The sequence below is a fragment of the Kaistia dalseonensis genome, assembly GCF_030814715.1.
Taxonomy (GTDB): domain Bacteria; phylum Pseudomonadota; class Alphaproteobacteria; order Rhizobiales; family Kaistiaceae; genus Kaistia; species Kaistia dalseonensis.
The window spans coordinates 391138-410830 of sequence record NZ_JAUSVO010000005.1; the positions used below are offsets into that span (position 1 = coordinate 391138).

General features: G+C 64.5%; 15 protein-coding genes and 1 tRNA gene. 8 read left to right on the plus strand and 8 right to left on the minus strand.

All coding sequences use genetic code 11. The features are described 5' to 3' along the window. Position 1: 1 nt before the first annotated feature. From QO014_RS18990 to QO014_RS19000, 3 genes are read left to right on the plus strand one after another with little or no spacing between them, the layout of a single operon-like run. On the plus strand, positions 2-916 hold the full coding sequence (locus QO014_RS18990; protein ID WP_266350314.1) for a carbohydrate ABC transporter permease: 915 nt from the start codon (positions 2-4) through the stop codon (positions 914-916). A gap of 31 nt (positions 917-947) precedes the next feature. Beyond that, positions 948-2024, plus strand: coding sequence for an ABC transporter ATP-binding protein (locus QO014_RS18995; protein WP_266350411.1), 1077 nt, complete (start codon positions 948-950; stop codon positions 2022-2024). A 27-nt stretch (positions 2025-2051) separates the two neighbouring features. Continuing rightward, entirely contained in the window at positions 2052-2789 is a 738-nt protein-coding gene (locus tag QO014_RS19000; RefSeq protein WP_266350315.1) for a ThuA domain-containing protein, read from the plus strand. Between the two features lie 213 nt (positions 2790-3002). Here QO014_RS19000 and QO014_RS19005 read toward each other — a convergent pair. Together QO014_RS19005 and cpdR are read right to left on the minus strand one after the other, a co-directional pair. Next, positions 3003-3077 (minus strand) — tRNA-Val (locus tag QO014_RS19005). Positions 3078-3178: 101 nt separating this feature from the next. After that, on the minus strand, positions 3179-3538 hold the full coding sequence (gene cpdR / locus QO014_RS19010; protein WP_266350412.1) for a cell cycle two-component system response regulator CpdR: 360 nt from the start codon (positions 3536-3538) through the stop codon (positions 3179-3181). A 201-nt stretch (positions 3539-3739) separates the two neighbouring features. Here cpdR and QO014_RS19015 point away from each other — a divergent pair, with 201 nt between their 5' ends. Next, positions 3740-4621 carry an N-formylglutamate amidohydrolase gene (locus QO014_RS19015; RefSeq protein WP_370877178.1) on the plus strand — a complete coding sequence of 294 codons (882 nt, stop codon included), beginning with the start codon at positions 3740-3742 and terminating at the stop codon, positions 4619-4621. A gap of 347 nt (positions 4622-4968) precedes the next feature. After that, positions 4969-5751 carry a histidinol-phosphatase gene (hisN, locus tag QO014_RS19020; protein WP_266350317.1) on the plus strand — a complete coding sequence of 261 codons (783 nt, stop codon included), beginning with the start codon at positions 4969-4971 and terminating at the stop codon, positions 5749-5751. A gap of 7 nt (positions 5752-5758) precedes the next feature. Here the strand turns inward: hisN and QO014_RS19025 are convergent, their stop codons facing one another. Continuing rightward, positions 5759-6703 carry an alpha/beta fold hydrolase gene (locus tag QO014_RS19025; RefSeq protein ID WP_266350318.1) on the minus strand — a complete coding sequence of 315 codons (945 nt, stop codon included), beginning with the start codon at positions 6701-6703 and terminating at the stop codon, positions 5759-5761. 228 nt (positions 6704-6931) lie between these two features. After that, positions 6932-7354, minus strand: coding sequence for a hypothetical protein (locus QO014_RS19030; protein WP_266350319.1), 423 nt, complete (start codon positions 7352-7354; stop codon positions 6932-6934). 263 nt (positions 7355-7617) lie between these two features. Between QO014_RS19030 and QO014_RS19035 the strand changes: the two genes are divergently transcribed. After that, a complete protein-coding gene (locus QO014_RS19035) occupies positions 7618-8085 on the plus strand; it encodes an Hsp20 family protein (RefSeq protein ID WP_266350413.1) in 468 nt (155 codons plus the stop codon). Between the two features lie 83 nt (positions 8086-8168). Here QO014_RS19035 and QO014_RS19040 read toward each other — a convergent pair whose 3' ends face one another. Beyond that, complete coding sequence (locus tag QO014_RS19040) at positions 8169-9257, minus strand: threonine aldolase family protein (protein WP_307258781.1); 1089 nt, start codon at positions 9255-9257, stop codon at positions 8169-8171. A 406-nt stretch (positions 9258-9663) separates the two neighbouring features. Here QO014_RS19040 and gltB point away from each other — a divergent pair, with 406 nt between their 5' ends. Both gltB and QO014_RS19050 read left to right on the plus strand, forming a co-directional pair. Beyond that, positions 9664-14385: a glutamate synthase large subunit gene (gene gltB / locus QO014_RS19045; RefSeq protein WP_266350320.1), complete on the plus strand. Its 4722-nt coding sequence runs from the start codon at positions 9664-9666 to the stop codon at positions 14383-14385. A 14-nt stretch (positions 14386-14399) separates the two neighbouring features. Further along, positions 14400-15821: a glutamate synthase subunit beta gene (locus tag QO014_RS19050; RefSeq protein WP_266350321.1), complete on the plus strand. Its 1422-nt coding sequence runs from the start codon at positions 14400-14402 to the stop codon at positions 15819-15821. 215 nt (positions 15822-16036) lie between these two features. On the opposite strand, the gene QO014_RS19055 is transcribed toward QO014_RS19050, so the two are convergent. The 3 genes from QO014_RS19055 to galE form a co-directional block, all read right to left on the minus strand. After that, positions 16037-17197, minus strand: a complete 1161-nt coding sequence (locus QO014_RS19055; protein WP_266350322.1) for an SGNH/GDSL hydrolase family protein — start codon at positions 17195-17197, stop codon at positions 16037-16039. Positions 17198-17400: 203 nt separating this feature from the next. Next, entirely contained in the window at positions 17401-18612 is a 1212-nt protein-coding gene (locus tag QO014_RS19060) for a lytic murein transglycosylase (RefSeq protein WP_266350323.1), read from the minus strand. Positions 18613-18686: 74 nt separating this feature from the next. Beyond that, entirely contained in the window at positions 18687-19679 is a 993-nt protein-coding gene (gene galE / locus QO014_RS19065) for a UDP-glucose 4-epimerase GalE (protein ID WP_266350324.1), read from the minus strand. Positions 19680-19693: the final 14 nt, after the last annotated feature.

Below are 19693 nucleotides of genomic sequence, written 5' to 3' on the forward strand. Positions count from 1 at the left end.
CATGGCACCGCACCATGCGCATAATCCTTCGAAACGCCGCGGCGCCGACCTCAGCGCCTATGCCACGCTGTCGGTGATCTCGATCTTCTGCGCGATCCCGTTCTTCTGGGTGCTGCTCGCCTCGATCGACGGCAATGCCTCGCTGTTCCTGCAATGGCCGCGCGAACTCACGATCGATAATTACGTCCGCATCTTCATGCAGGAAGACGGCACGCGCTGGGTGCTCAACTCACTCTTTGTCGTGGGAACCGCCACGCTGATCGTGATGGTCCTGGCCGGTCTCGGCGGCTATGCGCTGTCGCGCACGCGCGCCTGGTGGAAGCGGCCATTCCTCTACACGATCCTGCTCATTCGGGTCCTGCCGACGACGGCGCTGATCGTCCCGCTCTACAAGGTGCTGCTGACCGCGAATAATTGGCTCGGCGGCGTCCTGCGCGCGATCTTCGGTAACGGCCCGGCGCGTGAGATCCTGAAATATGTCGGCTTCATCGACGGCTATCTCGGCCTGATCCTGGTACTCGCGACGATGCAATTGCCGCTCGCGCTCTGGATCATGAAGACCTTCTTCGACACGGTGCCGCGCGACTATGAAGAGGCGGCGCTGATGGATGGCGCGACCATGCTCCAGCGCATCCGCCGCGTGCTGATCCCGCTGGCGCTGCCGGGCCTGGGCGCCGCCGGCCTCTTCGCCTTCATCTCGGCCTGGGGCGATTTCCTGCTGCCCCTGATCCTGCTCTCTTCGCCCGATCTGCAGACCCTGCCGCTCGGCCTCTTCCGCGCCTTCCTGCGCGTCAACACGATCGACTACGGCTTCCTGGCGGCGCTCGCCTTCGTCTACCTGCTGCCGGCCGTGATCGCCTTCGGCTTTGCTCGCCGCTTCCTCGTCCAGACCTTCTCAGGCGGGGTGAAGGGCTGATGTCTCTCCATTCAGGTATCTTTTCATGGCCGTGATTGAACTCAAGAACGTCCGCAAATATTACGGCGCGCTCGAAGTGATCAAAGGCGTCGATATTCGCGTCGAGGACGGCGAATTCGCCGTGTTCGTCGGCCCGAGCGGCTGCGGAAAATCGACGCTCCTGCGCATGATCGCCGGCCTCGAGGGCATAGACGGCGGCGACTTCCTGCTCGACGGCCGACGCATGAACGATATCGCGCCGGACAAGCGCGGCATCGCCATGGTGTTCCAGTCCTATGCGCTCTATCCGCATATGAGCGTCGCGGAAAACATCGGCTTCTCGCTCGATCTGAAGAAGGTGCCCAAGGCGACGATCCGCAAAGAAGTCGAGGCGATCGCCGAGATCCTGCAATTGACCGATTACCTCGACCGCCGCCCTGCCGCGCTCTCCGGCGGCCAGCGCCAGCGCGTCGCGATCGGTCGCGCCATCATCAAGAAACCGGCCGTCATCTTGTTCGACGAGCCGCTCTCCAATCTCGACGCCTCGCTCCGCGTGCAGATGCGCGCCGAACTGCAGCGCCTGCATCGCGACCTGAAGGCGACGGTCGTCTATGTCACGCATGACCAGGTCGAGGCCATGACCATGGCCGACCGGATCGTGGTGCTGAAGGGCGGAGAGGTTGCGCAGGCAGACGCGCCGATCGCGCTCTATCACCGGCCCGACAACGCCTTTGTCGCCACCTTCATCGGCTCGCCGCGCATGAATCTCGTGCCCGTCACGATCGCGCGGGCAGCCGATGGCAAGGCCGAGGTGACAGCGGCGAGGCTCGGAGCGATTCATATCGACGACAGCGCAATGCCGCTGCCGACCGGGCCGGCCCAACTCGGCGTGCGTCCGGAACATCTGCGTCTCGCCGCTGATGCCGACGGCGATTTTGACAGCGAGATTCTCGTCGTCGAACGGCTCGGCGTCGAGACCTACCTGACCATCGGCTCGCTCGATCAGCCGATCATGGTTCGCGTCGAGGGCGACATCGCGATGCGGCCCGGCGACCGCGCGCGTTTCTCGATCGACCGCCAATCCTGCCACTTCTTCGATATGGCCGGGCGCGCGCTCCCGCGCGCCTGAAGAATTTCACTTTCCTCAGAGGACGACATGACGATCAAGGTCACGATCTGGAACGAAGGACGCCACGAGCAACTGCACGAGGAGGTGCAGAAGATCTATCCCGACCGCATCGATGGCGCGATCGCGGCCGGCCTCGCCGATCCGGATTTCGAGATCCGCCGCGGCACGCTCGACGATCCCGACGAAGGCCTGCCGGATTCCCTGCTCGAGGATACCGATGTCCTGCTCTGGTGGGGCCATATGGCGCATGACGAAGTCAGCGACGGGCTGATCGATCGCGTGCAGCAGCGCGTTCTGAAGGGCATGGGCCTGGTGGTTCTCCATTCCGGACACCATTCGAAACTGTTTCGCCGGCTGATGGGCACCAACGCCAATCTGTCGTGGCGTGAAATGCCGGAAGGCGATCTCGAGCGCGTCTGGGTCATCAACCCGTCGCATCCGATCGCGGAAGGGTTGCCGCCCTTCTTCGAGATCGAGGCCTCGGAAATGTATGGCGAGCCCTTCGACATTCCGGCGCCGGACGAGATCGTATTCCTGTCCTGGTATTCGGGCGGCGAGGTCTTCCGCTCGGGCTGCACCTTCCAGCGCGGCCGGGGCAAGATCTTCTATTTCAGCCCCGGCCACGAGACCTTCCCGATCTACCACAACCCCTTGGTCCACAAGGTGATCGGCAACGGAATCCGCTGGGTCAAGCAGCCCCACACGGATGGCCGCATCCTGGCCAACTGGCACCGCGCCGAGCCGATCCACAAGCGGCCGGACTGACAACCGCCAAGTCGTTGGGGGTCAAGAATTCGCGGCGCGATCTGTGCTCGTCATGGATTGCGCCGCAGCCATTTGCGTCATGTCCGGAGAAATCGGGCGCTGTGCCGCGCGCTTCGGACGAAGCGGCCTTAAACGTGGCGGCATCGACGCCAACAGCTAATCGGGCCGGCGCGCGTCATTGTCAGATTTTTCAGTTGCTTGATCTTGAAAGGATGGTGGGCGTGACAGGGATTGAACCTGTGACCCCTACGATGTCAACGTAGTGCTCTCCCGCTGAGCTACACGCCCATCCGTCAGTGCCACCGGGCGGGACCGGCGACGTTGGCCAGCGATATACAAGGTCATTGCGAAGGGTTCAAGCACCCATTCGCACCCTGTTCATAACTCTGTCACGCGGCCAGCAGCCGCTCCACCTCATTGACCAGATCGCGCAGGTGGAAGGGCTTGGAAAGCACCTTCGCCTCTTTCGGCGCGTTCGAATCGGGATTGAGCGCCACGGCGGCAAAACCGGTGATGAACATCACCTTCAGGTCCGGATCGAGCTCCGTCGCCCGGCGAGCGAGTTCGATCCCGTCCATCTCCGGCATCACGATATCGGTCAGGAGCAAGGTGAACGGCTCTTCGCGGATGCGCTCATAGGCGCTGCGGCCATTGTCGAACGAGACCACGTCGTAGCCGGCGTTCTGCAATGCCTTGGCCAGGAAGCGGCGCATGTCATTGTCGTCTTCAGCAAGCAGGATGCGGTTCATCGAGAAATCCATGGCGGGCAATCGTTCGAGGCGCTGCGATTTGGTTATTGAAATGTGGCTGAGCGAAGTAAAGATCGGGTGAATGAACGCCATTCACAGCTGCGGATGAAACCGATCCGGCGCAATGTGGACAGGGCGCAATCCACTTGGCACGATGCGCGGCCAGAAAGCCCATTGCCGGTCCGGGCGAGGAGAAAGACCATAGGTCCCGTGATCACCAAGCCGCCATTCGAGGTGATTGCTCCCGCGGAGCAGCGGATTCCGTTCGTCTTCAATTCCCCCCATAGCGGCCGCGACTATCCGGCATCCTTCCTGGCCGCCTCGCGGCTCGACGAGCGCACGATCCGCCGTTCGGAGGATACATTCGTCGACGAACTCTTCAGTTCCGTCGTGCCGCTCGGCGCGCCGCTGATGCGGGCGCATTTCCCGCGCGCCTGGCTCGACGTCAACCGCGAGCCCTATGAGCTCGATCCGCGCATGTTCGATGGTGAATTGCCGCCTTATGCGAATGTGCGTTCGCTACGGGTCGCCGGCGGTCTCGGCACCATCGCGCGGGTCGTATCGGAGAATGTCGAGATCTATGCCGATCAGATCCCGGTCGCCGAGGCGCTCGCGCGGATCGAGACGGTCTACAAGCCCTATCACGACCGCCTGCGCGCCCTGATGGCGGAGACCCACCAGCATTTCGGCTTCGTGGTGCTGGTCGACTGCCATTCCATGCCGTCCTCGATCCGGACGGCGCCGCTGCGGGTGCGCGCCGATTTCGTCATCGGTGACCGTTACGGCGCGAGCTGCGCGCCGGAACTCTCGGAAGGCGCCTACAGCTTCCTGACCGATGCCGGCTATTCGGTCGCACGCAACAAGCCCTATGCCGGCGGCTTCATCACCGAGCATTATGGCCGCCCGCTGCGTGGCCTGCATGCCCTGCAGATCGAGGTCAATCGCGGGCTCTACATGAACGAGCGCAATTTCCAGAAGAACATCGATTTCGAGACGGTAGCGAGGGATCTGGCGCGATTGGTCGCGTTCCTGTCATCCATACCCGATACGGGTCTCTTCCCTGTTCCCGAAGCCGCCGAATAAAGCAGCCGGCCCCGCACGAACACCGAGCGGAAAAGAAAAAGGGCCGCTCGTAAAACGAGGCGGCCCAAGTCTAGGGAGGAAACGCCCAAGGAGGGCAGCAGCAACCCGACGCCAATCGAGCTACCGCACCGCAATAATCTGCGCTTGCAGTGCAAAAAGATCAAGACCCATTTTTTCGATTGTTAGACGGAATTATCAAATTTGCCCGACCATCATGACGACGAACGAAGCCGTGATGGCCATCCGAAAAATTCCGTATATATAACAGTGCGTTATTGATTTGGCCGGAACACGGCCACAGCCCGCCCGATCCGCCCGTCGGGCACAATCCGAGACGGAAAACAACGATGACGACCGATTCGAACCTGATCGGCTTTCTCGATCGCCTGGCTGATTCTGCTGGCGCAGCGATCATGCCGCATTTTCGGGCAGCCGGGTTTGTGGAGAACAAGGCCGCATCCGGCTTCGATCCCGTAACGGCCGGCGACCGGGCCGCCGAGCAGGCGCTCCGGAGCCTGATCAACGAGAATTACCCCGACCACGGCATCATGGGCGAGGAATTCGGCAACGAGAATCTCGACGCTGAGAATGTCTGGGTGCTGGATCCGATCGACGGAACGCGCGCCTTTATTTCCGGTCTGCCGGTCTGGGGTACGCTCATCGGCCTGATGACAGACGGAAAGCCTTCGCTCGGCATGATGGCGCAGCCCTTCACCGGCGAGCGCTATGCCGGCAATGGCGAGCGCGCCTGGTATCGGGGGCCGGATGGTGCCCGCGCCCTCTCGACGAGGCCATGCGAAACGCTCGCCGACGCGATCCTCTTCACCACGACGCCTGCGCTCTTCAAGGGGGACGATCGGGTCGCCTATGAACGCGTGGAAAGCCAGGTCCGCCTGGTGCGCTATGGCTGCGATTGCTACGCCTATTGCATGGTTGCGGCCGGCTATATCGACGCCGTGGTCGAGGTCGGCCTGCACCCCTACGATATCGTCGCCCTCATTCCCGTGATTGAGGGCGCCGGCGGGCGGGTCACCAATTGGGAAGGCGGTTCGGCCGCAGCCGGCGGGCGCGTCGTCGCGACCGGCGATGCGCGGCTGCACGAGCAGATCCTCGCGACATTGAACGCCTGATTGCGCGTCAGTCCTCGCTGCCCGGGATGAAGGCATCGAAGGCCGCCCAGAACAGCTCGCGGATCGGCTCGCGCTCCATCATGATCTCGTGGCGCGCTCCCGGGATCATGATCTGCGAACCGAGCCGCATCTCGCGCACGAAACGCTCGATCGCGAGCGGCGAGACGACGCGGTCTTCGCTGCCGGCGACGATCAGGGTTGGGATCTTCACGCTGGCGGCAAAGGCGGGGTCTTCGGCTTCAATCATGGCGCGGCATGCGGCACTGAGCCATCCGATGGTCGGGGGGCCGATCGTCAGGGTGGGCGCCGTCTTGCCGATCGCGACCGTCCGCGCGAACCGGCGCGCGTCGCCTGTGAGCTGGTTGCCCTCGAAGCCCCGCGCCTCGAGGCGTGCGAGCCGGGCGGCAGGCGGAAACGCATCGCCGAGACCGAGCAGCGAAAGCGCGCTGCAGGTGGCGTTGACGAATTTGCGCGGCGGATTCATCGCGCCGAGATCGAGCAGCGGCGACACGAGAACCATGCGCGTGAAGGCAAGCCGCGAGCGCCGCGCCACGCGCAACAGGACCAGCCCGCCCGTCGAATGGGCGAGCGCGAAATAAGGCGGCGGGCAATCGGGCAGCACCACTTGCTGCATGAAGGCTTCGACGTCGCGCTCATATTCGATGAAATCGTCGACATGGCCCTTTTTCGGATTGCGCAGGCGGCGCTCCGACCCGCCCTGCCCGCGCCAATCCAGCGCCGCAACGGCGAAATTGCGCTCGAGAAGCTCGTGCACGACCTCGAAATACTTCTCGATCGTCTCGGCCCGCCCCTGAAACAGGCAGATCGTGCCGCGAACGGGCCCGGCCGGACGCCAGACGGCCGATCGCAGCCTCACGCCATCCGACGTCAGCACCGGCTGCGCGACAATGCCTTCGGGCGTCGGATTATCGGGGAAGGACGGAAGATTCATGCGGTACGCGTTCCAGGACCAATCAACCGGTCTTAGAGCATTTTCGGCCGCATTGGATATGGATCACGCCAGAAAATGCGCGTCCGGCCTGGCGGCAAAGCGAGAGGTCGGCCGCGCAACAAAGAAACCGGCGACATCCGGCAGAGGATGTCGCCGGCTGACGGGCCAGCCCCGTGCGGGCGGATAGGAGACTGGCCGACAGGGAATTCGATGGCGCTCGCGCTCCGACTACCAGCGGCGCCAGTCCTGGCCCCAGCCGCCATGCCAGACGCGATCGCCGCGCCAGCCATCATCGGCCACGCGCTGCCGCAGCACGTCACCCGAAAAGGCATCCACGACGAGGATCAGATCGCGCCCCCGCGCCATGGCCCGGACGATGGTCACGTCGCGGCGCTGGTTGATGATGTCGACCTGGCGATAGCCTTGGTAGCGCAGCCGCTGGACGATCTCGCGCGGCCCGAGCGGATAAGGCCGGGCGGGGCGGTAGTCGCCGCCGCGCGGGCCCTCATATCCGCGACCGCCACCCTGGTAGCCCTGATTGTCCTGGTAGCCGCCACGACCGCCCTCGAAGCGATAATCCTGCGCCTCGGCCACGGCCGGCAGAGCGAGCGTGCCAAACAGTATGGCAGCAATGAGCTTGGACTTGATCATGATGGTCTCCAGCGGTTGGTCCTGGCGGCGATCGCTTCGTCGCCGGTATGACGCGAACCTAGCGGCGGCCGCCTGAACCCTGCCCGAACCCGGCATTCATCTGCCGTTCAGCCATCACCCGACGCCTCTTGAACCGCGAAGAGCCCTCACCACATTTCGTCTGCGGGCGCCGATTGCGGGCCCGCCCTTGGAAAGTCCGGTTCCGGCCAATGGAGGAACACGGACGAAACTTGAACCTGGTCGCTCTTAAGGAGGACATGACTATGCGTACTTTTGACCTGAGCCCCCTCTATCGTTCCACCGTCGGTTTCGACCGGCTTTTCTCGCTGCTCGACCAGACCGCTGGCGTTGACGCCGGCGTCCCGGGCTATCCGCCCTATAATATCGAGCGCACGGGCGAGAACGCCTATCGCATCACCATGGCCGTCGCCGGCTTTGGCGAGAGCGAGCTTTCGATCGAGTCGCGCGAGAATGCGCTGACCGTGAAGGGCGAGAAAAAGGTCGACGAAGCCAAGAATGGCGACGTTCTCTATCGTGGCATCGCGGGTCGCTCGTTCGAGCGCCGTTTCCAGCTCGCCGACCATGTCGAAGTGAAGGGTGCGAGCCTCGAAAACGGCCTCCTCCACGTCGATCTCGTACGCGAGATTCCGGAGGCGATGAAGCCCCGCACGATCGCGATCACGACCGGCAAGCAGAGCACGCCGCAGCAGATCGAAGCCAAGGCGGCCTGATAGCGGCCGGCTGACGACGACTCGGAACGATAAGCTCCGATGGGCGCCCCGCACGTTTGCGGGGCGCTTTTTTGTGGCTGCGCCTATTGCGTGAGCAGGCCGACGAACCGGTCGACCTCAACGTCGGTCGTCCGGAAGCTGGTGACGAGGCGGACCAGCAATTCGTCGGGGGCCACCGCTTCGCCGGCGAGGTTGCCGGCATGCCATTCATAATAGACTGCGCCCGCGGCCTTCAGCCGCGCATCGACGGCGCGCGGCAGGATCGCGAAGACCTCGTTGCCGTCGGGCTGCAGCGCCAGATGGGCTCCGGGCGATTGCTCGATGCCATCGGCGAGGCGCCGCGCAGTGGCATTGGCGTGCCGCGCGAGATCGAGCCAGTGATCATCCTCCAGATAGGCGGAAAACTGGGCCGAGACGAAACGGCTCTTGGAGAACAGGTGGCCGGCTCGCTTGCGCTGGAACTCGAACCCCCTCGCCTTCTCCGGATCGAAGAAGATGACCGCTTCCGCCGCGAAGCATCCATTCTTGGTGCCGCCGAAGGAGAGCATGTCGACGCCGGCGCGCCATGTGATGTCGGCAGGCCGGGCTCCGAGCCCGACCAGCGCATTGGCGAAGCGCGCGCCGTCCATGTGAAGCGGCAAGCCCGCCTCGTGGGCGACATCGGCGAGCGCGGCGATCTCGGCCGCGGAATAGGCGGTGCCGGCCTCGGTCAGTTGGCTGATGGATACGGCCGCCGGCTGGCCGTGGAAGACGGCATGCGGCGGATAGAGCGCGATCGCCTCGGCCAATCCATCCGCCGTCACGCGGGCGCCCGTGCCTTCGATCGAGTGGAGCCGCGATCCGCCCGAAAGGAACTCCGGCGCGCCGGCCTCGTCATTGGCGATATGGGCATGGCGATGACAGAAGACCACGCCGCCGGGACGGGCCACATGCGCGAGCGATAGCGCATTGGCTGCCGTGCCCGTGCCGACGAAGAACACCGCCACGCGACGCTCGAAGATGCGCGACAGTGCCTCCGTCACACCTTCGCTCAACGGGTCGTTGCCATAGGCCGGTGCATGTCCGCCGGCCGCCCCGACAAGCGCCGCCGCCACACGGTCGGAAGCGCCTGCCCAATTATCGCTTGCAAAGTTCATGGTCGACATATCGAACGGCATGCGCGTCTGGCGCAAGCCCTCCTCCGATGTCGACCGACAGGCTGTCGACAGAGCGCACGCAAGAATCTTTCGCGCCGAGGCCCCTTGTCATACCTGAAACTTTCATTGCCTCTTTGGAGCCGAAACAAACATAATGCCGAGGCTGTTGGAACTGCTTGCACCCAGAGATGATCTCTGGCATTTTGGCGCGCTTTTAATAGGACAGTAGCACTGTCCCATTTTTAGCTGCGACAGGACGCGAGGTAGCATAGCGTCGGGGGGCGTGGCAGGTTGCGGGAACGGAACTTGCTAGATGTGTTCTGACTAAGGGGCGACATGCCGGCCAGGCCGGTGTGGTGGGAGCGAACCGGCGCGAGCAGCGGGATAAACCCGCCGGCAGGGCGTGCGGGCATCTGAAATTCTGAAGAGCGAGGGCAGTGACATGCCGAAGGCCATGAGCGAGACGGAAATGCGGTTGGCGGGAGCGGCAGAGGCCCGCGCGGCCAAAAGCACGGCCGTGCTGCGCACGAAGGTCGGCGGGATGGCGCGCCAGGGCCTCTATGATCCGCGAAACGAGCATGACGCCTGCGGCGTCGGCTTCATCGCGAACCTGAAGAACGAGAAGTCGCACCGCATCGTCCAGAGCGGCCTGCAGATCGTGCAGAACCTCACCCATCGTGGCGCGGTCGGCGCCGATCCGCTGATGGGCGACGGCGCCGGCATGCTCGTGCAGATCCCGCACCGGTTCTTCTCCGACGAGGCGCAGCGCCTGGGCTTCTCGCTCAGCGAGCCGGGCACCTATGCCGTCGGCTTTCTCTTCCTGCCGCAGGACGCGGAGATCCGCGCCGGCATGGAAAAGCTCGTCGAGGAAGTGATCGCGGAGGAAGGCGAGGTCTTCCTCGGCTGGCGCGACGTGCCGGTCGACAACGCCACCCTGTCCAAGGCGCCCGACATCGCCGCGACCGAGCCGTTCCACCGCCAGGTTTTCATCGGCAAGGGCAAGAGCAGCGAAAGCGAGGATGATTTCGAGCGCAGGCTCTTCATCATCCGCAAGGTGATCTCCAACCGCATCTATGCGGCCTATTCCGGGCTCGACAACGATTTCTACGTCGTGTCGCTCTCGGCGCGGACCATCGTCTACAAGGGCATGTTCCTCGCCTACCAGCTCGGCGCCTATTATCTCGACTTCCACGACGAGCGCTTCGAGAGCGCGCTCGCGCTCGTGCATCAGCGCTTCTCGACCAACACCTTCCCGTCCTGGCGCCTCGCCCATCCCTACCGGATGGTGGCCCATAACGGCGAGATCAACACGGTCCGCGGCAACGTCAACTGGATGGCGGCGCGGCAGGCCTCGGTCGATTCGGAGCTCTACGGCAACGACATCTCCAAGCTCTGGCCGATCTCCTATGAAGGCCAGTCGGATACGGCCTGTTTCGACAACGCGCTCGAATTCCTCGTGCGCGGCGGCTACTCGCTGCCGCACGCGGCGATGATGCTGATCCCCGAAGCCTGGGCGGGCAACCCGCTCATGGACGAGGACCGGCGCGCCTTCTACGAATATCATGCAGCCCTCATGGAGCCATGGGACGGACCGGCGGCGGTCGCCTTCACGGATGGCGTGCGCATCGGCGCGACGCTCGACCGCAACGGCCTGCGCCCCGCGCGCTATCTCGTCACCGAGGATGGGGATGTCGTCCTCGCCTCGGAGGCCGGCGTGCTGCCCATCCCCGAGGAGAAGATCATCACCAAGTGGCGGCTCCAGCCGGGCCGCATGCTGCTGATCGACCTCGAACAGGGCCGCATCGTCTCCGACGAGGAGATCAAGCACCAGCTCGCCACCAACCTGCCCTATCAGAGCTGGCTGTCGCGCACCCAGATCGTGCTGGAAGACCTGCCGCCCGTGCCGCCGCGCGCGCCCAGGACCGATGTCTCGCTGCTCGATCGGCAGCAGGCCTTCGGCTACACGATCGAGGATCTGAAGCTGCTGATGAGCCCGATGGCGACGACCGGCCAGGAGGCCGTCGGCTCCATGGGCACGGATACGCCGATCTCTGTCCTCTCGGACAAGTCGAAGCTGCTCTACACCTATTTCAAGCAGAACTTCGCGCAGGTGACCAACCCGCCGATCGATCCGATCCGCGAAGAGCTCGTCATGAGCCTCGTCTCGTTCATCGGGCCGCGGCCGAACCTGTTCGACCTGCAGGGTGCGGGCCATCGCAAGCGCCTCGAAGTGCGCCAGCCGATCCTGGAGAACCAGGACCTGGAGAAGATCCGTGCGATCGGCGATCTGGACGACAACCCGTTCCAGTCGAAGACGCTCGACATCACCTATGCCTCGACCAAGGGCGCCGATGGCATGGCCGAGGCGCTGGAGCGGCTGTGCGAGCGGGCTGAAGCCGCAGTCCATGGCGGCTACAACATCATCATCCTGAGCGACCGCATGGTCGGCCCGGAGCGCATCCCGATCCCGGCGCTGCTGGCCACCGCCGGCGTGCATCATCACCTGATCCGCAAGGGTCTGCGCACCTCCGTCGGTCTCGTCGTCGAGACGGGCGAGGCGCGTGAAGTCCATCATTTCTGCGTGCTGGCCGGTTTCGGCGCCGAGGCGATCAACCCCTATCTCGCCTTCGAAACCCTCACCGACATGAAGAAGGACTTCCCGAACGAGGTCGACGACGAAGAGATCGTGCATCGCTACGTCAAGTCGATCGACAAGGGCATCCTGAAGGTCATGTCCAAGATGGGCATCTCGACCTACCAGTCCTATTGCGGCGCGCAGATCTTCGACGCGATCGGCCTCGCATCGGAGTTTGTCGACCGCTATTTCTTCGGCACCGCCACGACCATCGAGGGCGTCGGCCTGCGGGAAATCGCAGAAGAGACCGTGCGCCGGCACGCCGAGGCGTTCGGCGACAGCGCGATCCTCAAGAACACGCTCGATATTGGCGGCGAGTATAACTACCGCATGCGCGGCGAACGCCATGCCTGGTCGCCGGATTCGGTCGCGAACCTGCAGCATGCGGTCCGCGTCGGCTCCTGGTCGCGCTATGAAGACTATGCGCGCGAAATGAACGAGCAGTCCAAGGCGCTGCTGACCATTCGCGGCCTGTTCGAGATCACCATGGCCGAGGATGTCGGCGTCGATCCGGTGCCGCTCGACGAAGTCGAGCCGGCGACGGAGATCGTCAAGCGCTTCGTGACCGGCGCCATGTCGTTCGGCTCGATCTCGCGCGAGGCGCATACGACGCTCGCCATCGCCATGAACCGGATCGGCGGCAAGTCGAACACCGGCGAGGGCGGCGAGGAGGCTGAACGCTTCGAGCCGCTGCCCAACGGCGATTCGATGCGCTCGTCGATCAAGCAGGTCGCCTCGGGCCGCTTCGGCGTGACGACGGAATATCTCGTCAACTCCGACGTGATGCAGATCAAGGTCGCGCAGGGTGCCAAGCCCGGCGAAGGCGGACAATTGCCCGGCCACAAGGTCGACGCGACGATCGCCAAGGTTCGGCACTCGACCCCGGGCGTCGGCCTGATCTCGCCGCCGCCGCACCATGACATCTATTCGATCGAGGATCTGGCGCAGCTGATCTTCGATCTGAAGAACGTCAACCCGCTGGCCGACGTGTCGGTGAAGCTCGTCTCGGAAGTCGGTGTCGGCACGGTCGCCGCCGGCGTCGCGAAGGCGCGCGCCGATCACATTACGGTTTCCGGCTTCGAGGGTGGTACCGGCGCATCGCCGCTCACCTCGCTCAAGCATGCCGGCAGCCCGTGGGAGATCGGCCTCGCCGAAACGCAGCAGACGCTCGTGCTGAACGGCCTGCGCTCGCGCATCGCCCTCCAGGTCGATGGCGGCTTCAAGACCGGCCGTGACGTCATCATCGGCGCGCTGCTCGGCGCGGACGAGTTCGGCTTCTCGACGGCGCCGCTGATCGCCGCCGGTTGCGTGATGATGCGGAAGTGCCACCTGAACACTTGCCCGGTCGGCATCGCCACGCAGGATCCCGTGCTGCGCAAGCGCTTCAAGGGCACGCCGGAAGACGTCATCAACTTCTTCTTCTTCGTGGCCGAAGAGGTTCGCCAGATCATGGCGGCGATGGGCGTCAGGAAGTTCGACGAGCTGATCGGCCAGTCCGACCGGCTGGAGAAGCGCGCCGCTATCGACCATTGGAAGGCAGCCGGCGTCGACTTCACCAAGCTGTTCTTCAAGCCCGATGCGCCGCTCGACGCGATCCGCCACACGGAGCTGCAGAACCATCCGATCCACGAGGTGCTCGATCGCCGGCTGATCGCCGAGGCTTTGCCGGCGCTCGAAAACGGCACGCCGGTCAAGATCGAGACGACGATCCACAACACCGACCGCTCGGCTGGCGCCATGCTGTCGGGCGAAGTCGCACGTCGTTATGGCAACGACGGCCTGCCCGACGACACGATCGCGATCACGCTGCGCGGTACGGCGGGCCAGAGCTTCGCGGCCTTCCTGGCACGCGGCGTCTCGATCGACCTGATCGGCGAAGGCAACGACTATGTCGGCAAGGGTCTTTCCGGCGGCCGCATCATCGTGCGCCCACCAGAGAACACCCGGATCGTGCCGCATGAATCGATCATCGTCGGCAACACCGTTCTCTATGGTGCGACCGAGGGCGAAGCCTATTTCCGTGGCGTCGCCGGCGAGCGCTTCTCGGTCCGCAACTCGGGCGCGATCGCTGTGGCCGAAGGCTGTGGCGACCATGGCTGCGAATACATGACCGGCGGCATCGTGGTCGTGATCGGCAAGACCGGTCGCAACTTCGCGGCCGGCATGTCTGGCGGCATCGCCTATGTCCTTGATGAGGACGGCACGTTCGCTGAGCGCTGCAACCTCTCCATGGTCGAGATCGAGCCGGTCCAGGAAGAAGACGACCTGCTGGAAAAGCTGCATCACCATGGCGGCGACATCGAGCACAAGGGACGGATCGACATCTCGTCCAACATGAACCGCTTCGACGACGAGCGACTGCACCGTCTGGTTTCGCAGCATTTCCATTACACCGGCTCCGTCCGTGCGAAGGAAATCCTGGAGAACTGGGACCAGTATCGTCCGAAGTTCAGGAAGGTCATGCCGGTCGAATACCGGCGCGCCCTGATCGAACTGGAGCGTATGCGCTATGGCATGGCGGCCGAGTGAGGAACTGACACAGAATGGGTAAGGTAACAGGCTTCCTCGAAATCGACCGCCAGGACCAGAAGTACCAGCCGGCATCTGACCGGATTCGGCACTTCCGCGAGTTCACGCTGCGGCTTTCCGACCAGGATGTGGGCCGCCAGGCGGCCCGCTGCATGGACTGTGGCATTCCCTACTGCCACGGTCCGACCGGCTGTCCGGTGCACAACCAGATCCCGGATTGGAACGATCTCGTCTATAATGGCGATTGGCAGGAAGCGTCGCGCAACCTGCATTCGACCAATAATTTCCCGGAATTCACCGGCCGCGTCTGCCCCGCACCGTGCGAGGAGGCCTGCACGCTCAATCTTGAAGACGTGCCGGTCGCCATCAAGTCGGTCGAGCAGTCGATCGCCGACAAGGCCTGGGAACAGGGCTGGATCAAGCCGGAAGTCGCATCCGTCAAGACGGGCAAGAAGGTCGCGGTCGTCGGATCCGGCCCGGCCGGCCTCGCAGCCGCGCAGCAGCTCGCCCGCGCCGGCCATGACGTTCATGTCTATGAGCGCGAAGTGAAGGCCGGCGGCCTGCTCCGCTACGGCATCCCGGACTTCAAGATGGAGAAGCACTTCATCGATCGGCGCGTCGCGCAGATCGAGGCCGAAGGCGCGACCTTCCATTACGGCGCCAATATCGGCGTCAACCTGCCGATGGCGGAGTTGATCGCCGGCCATGACGCCGTGCTGCTCACGGGTGGCTCCGAGGCGCCGCGCGATCCGCAGCTCCCCGGTTCGGAGCTTGCTGGCGTGCATTACGCCATGCCGTTCCTGGTGCAGCAGAATCGTCGCGTCGGACGCGAAGAAGTGCATGAGGAGCCAATCATCGCGACCGGCCGCCGCGTTGTCGTCGTGGGTGGCGGTGATACGGCGTCGGACTGCGTCGGCACCTCGTTCCGCCAGGGTGCGCTCGCCGTGACGCAGCTCGACATCCGCCCGATGCCGCCGCTGAAGGAAGAGAAGCTGACGGTCTGGCCCTATTGGCCGACCAAATTCCGCACTTCGTCCTCGCAGGCCGAGGGTGCCGAGCGCGAATTCGCCTGCGCTACGCTGCGTGTAGTCGGCAAGAACGGCAAGGTGACCGGCGTCGAATGCGCCCGTGTCGACGAGAAGCGCCGCCCGATCGAGGGCACGGAATTCATCATCCGCGCGGATCTCGTCTTTCTGGCGATCGGCTTCGCGCATCCCCTCCATGAGGGCATGCTGGCCGAACTCGGCGCCGATCTCGATCGTCGCGGCAATCTGAAGGCCGATACCGAGAGCTACCAGACCTCGGTCGACAAGGTCTTCGCCGCGGGCGACATGCGCCGTGGCCAGTCGCTGGTCGTCTGGGCGATCCGCGAAGGTCGCCAGGCCGCCCATGCGATCGACAAGAAGCTGATGGGCGCCACCACGCTGCCGTGGTGATCAGCCGCCCATAGGCTCGACATTGAACGCCCCTCAAGCCCCTTCGGGCAGGCTCGAGGGGCGTTTTCGTTTCTGCGGACATCAAAGCCCCGGAGCGGAGCGTTTCGGCGGGATGTGCCCTCCCCGTCCTGCCGGACCGAGCCGTCGAGCAGATGTGATATGGGCCTCTCGGCAGTCCGTCCTGGCTTCCGGGAAAAGCGGACGCCGCAGTTCGTCTATTGAACCGCGGAACTGCCGCTGGCATTGCGCGCCGTTGCGGCGGGCAGGATGACGATGCCGTCGATGATGCTGGCGCCCGAACCCTCAGGCTTGTCCTCATCCGTCACGGGCGGCTTCCATGCGAAATCATCCGCGCGACCGATCTGCGGCGCCGGTGGCTCGCCATCCACGGTGAGCTTGCGAGCGCCGTCGCCTCCGGCCGAAGCCGGCTGTGCCGCGCCGCCACCATCGAGCGCTGCATCCGCCGAACCCGGCGCCGGATCCGTCAGCGACAGGATCGGCCCGACCTTGCGCTCCTTGCCGTCAGGCCCAATCTCGGTCGTCTCGTTCGGATTGGTCAGCGTCATGGCGCTCGGCGTCGAGCCGAGGCCACTATCCTGGGTGATCTCGCGCTCGACATAGAAGGCGAGCTTGCGCCGGCCGGCCTTGGTGAAGTTGATGCCATCGCCGGAGCGCAATTGCCGCGCCTGGCCGTCCACATCGGGACCGCGCGACACGAATGTTCCGTTTTCGTCGGCGAAGCCATCCCAGATATCGATGAACTTGACGCCGACGGCCTCGGCCCGCGCCTTGAAGACCGTGTTGAGATAGGCCATGTCGGCCGAGCCATCGGCCGATTTGAGCGGCGGCAGACCAACCCAGTAGACCGGTTTGCCATAGGTCTGCAATGCCAGCAGGAAGCGCTCGACGCGCTGCTGGTAAAGCCGCTGCCACTCTTCCGAACGCGGCGCAAACTTGCCGTCGGCGGTGCGAATCTGCTGGCGATCATTGCTGCCGATCATGACGACCGTCATGTCGGGCTTCTCTGTGTCGAGCAGTTCCGGCAGCGTCGCCGCCCAGTCATAGTGGTCATCGCGCACGAAGCCGGATGATCCCTCGGCCCGGTCGATGATGGCGATCCGCGGCTCCTCGGCAAAGGCCTGGTCGAGACCCCAGGCGAGGCCGCTCGCCATGAAGTCGCCGATCACCAGAACCTTGCGCGCATTCTGGTCCTTGGGTTGCACGTCGACCACGGGATAGGGCGGTTCGGCCGGCGCCGTCGGCCGCTTCTTGCGCGGCTGGGCCGCCTGTCCGGGCGCGCCCGATCCCTGCTGCTGCAATTGTCGCTGGCGCTGCGCCTGTCCGGGCTGGCCCGGAATATCAGCGGGTGGCGCCACCTGGCGCTCCTGCCCGAAAAGCTGGTTCAGGAAACTGGCCGGGCCGCGAAACTGAGCATCCGCAGGCCCAATTGCGACGAGCATCAAGGCCAGCGCAACGAACCCGCCCCTGAGGGCCTGCATCGATCGAGCGAACATCACGCCAACCACCAGCTTCGGCGCGATCCGGCGATCGCGCGAGCCCCCCGCCTCAGGCGATCATCTTATCCGCCTGACCGGAGTTGCTGCAACAGGCCGGTCGAAACATAGCCGTCGGCTACGACACCCGCGCTCTGCTGGAAGTTGCGGATGGCCTTCTTCGTTCCCGCGCCGATCTTGCCATCCACCGTGCCCTGGTAATAGCCACGCTGCGCCAGCAGGGCCTGCACCTCGGCACGCTCGGCCGCGGTCAGGGGACGCACGTCGCGCGGCCATTCGGAGACGAAGGTGCCCGATCCGCGCAGGCGATCCGCGAGATGGCCGACCGCCAGCGCATAGGCATCGGCATTGTTGTAGCGCTTGATGACGCGGAAATTGTGCAGGAGCAGGAAGGCCGGCCCCTTGGCGCCGGCCGGCGCATAGAGCCGTGCCGGCTCGTCGGAGGCGGGGAATTGCCGTCCGGCGACACGCGCGACGCCCGCCTTGCGCCAGGCGCTGAGCGGCGCCGACTTGCCGTCATCGGCAAGGCGCCAGTCGAATCCACGCGGCAGGACGACCTCGTAGCCCCAGCTCTGGCCGTGCTGCCAGCCCATCTTGGCGAGATAATTGGCGGTCGAGGCCAGCGCATCGATCTCGGAATTCCAGATGTCGCGCTTGCCGTCGCCGTCGAAATCGACCGCATAGGCCTGATAGGTCGTTGGAATGAACTGCGTGTGTCCCATGGCGCCGGCCCAGGAGCCGACCATGCCGCGCGGCGTGATATCGCCATGCTGCAGGATCTTAAGCGCCGCGATCAATTGCTGACGACCATATTTGGCGCGAGAGCCACCCTGATAGGCAAGGGTCGCGAGCGAGCGGATCGTGTTCTTGACGATCTTCTCGTTCACGAGCACCTGGCCATAGGAGGATTCCATGCCCCAGATCGCCACGACCACGCTGCGATCGACGCCGTAATGGGCCTCGATCATCTGCAGCTGGCGGCCGTACCGCGCCAGTGCTTCCTTGCCGTTCTCGAGCCGCTTCGCCGAAACGGCGCTGTCGAGATAGTCCCAGAGCGGCTTGACGAACTCGGCCTGCGACTGCGCCTTGGCGAGCACGTCGGGATCGGGCGTGAAATTGCCGAGCGCCCGATCATAGGTCGCGCGCGTGATCCCGGCCTTCTTGGCGACGGGCCAGAACTGCGCCACCCAGCGCTGGCCGGCCGCATCGGCCAAGGCCGGGGCAGCAGAAACAAGCAGGCCCAGCACCACGGCCAGACCGAGGAGGCTCGCGATCAAGGTATCCCGCCATCGAGGGATGGATAGGGCCATGGTCATGCGTCGAACCTCCTCTGGTCGAACAATGGGCGGGACTAATCCCTCTGATTGCGGCGAGACAATGCCTCTTCCCAGGCAAGCGCCGTCGAGACGCACGCGTCGAGGTCGTCATGGATGGGCTTCCAGCCGAACTTCGCCCGCGCGAGCGCCGAATCGGCCACCACCGCCGGCACATCGCCGGCGCGCCGCGGCCCTTCGACCACGGTGAAGTCGATGCCCGACACCCGCTTGACCGCGTCGACGACCTCGCGAACGGAATAGCCGTGGCCATAGCCACAATTGGCCGCGAGGCTGGTACCGCCGGCCTTCAAATAGGAGAGCGCGTCGGCATGGGCGTTGGCGAGGTCGGAGACGTGGATATAGTCGCGCACGCAGGTGCCGTCGGGCGTGTCGTAGTCGGTGCCGAGGATCTCGATCTTGTCGCGCTTGCCGAGCGCCGTCTCGCTCGCAACCTTGATCAGATGCGTCGCCCCCTTGGTCGACTGACCCGTACGCCCCTTCGGGTCGGCGCCGGCGACGTTGAAGTAGCGCAAGGCAACATATCGAAAGTCATGCGCGGCTGCGCTGTCCTGCAGCATCAGTTCCGTCATGAGCTTGGAGCGGCCATAGGGTGAAAGCGGAAAGGTCGGCGCGGTCTCGACGACAGGCTCGGTACCGGCATCGCCATAGACGGCGGCCGTCGACGAGAAGATGAAGTTCTCGACCCCGCCCTTCACCGCCGCATCGATGAGCGCCCGCGATTTGACCGTATTGTTCAGATAGTAACCGAGCGGATCTGCCACCGATTCCGGGACGACGATCGAGCCGGCGAAATGGATGATCGAGTCGATGCCATGTTCCGAGATCAGGCGCCCGACCAGCGCCTCGTCGCCGACATCGCCCTCGACAAAGACGGCCTCCGGCGCCACAGCCCAGCGGAAGCCCGTAGACAGGCGATCGAGAACGACGACATCGTCGCCGCCATCGATCAAACGCCACACCATGTGGCTGCCGATATAGCCCGCACCACCCGTAACAAGAACTGTCATAATCCCCTCATGCT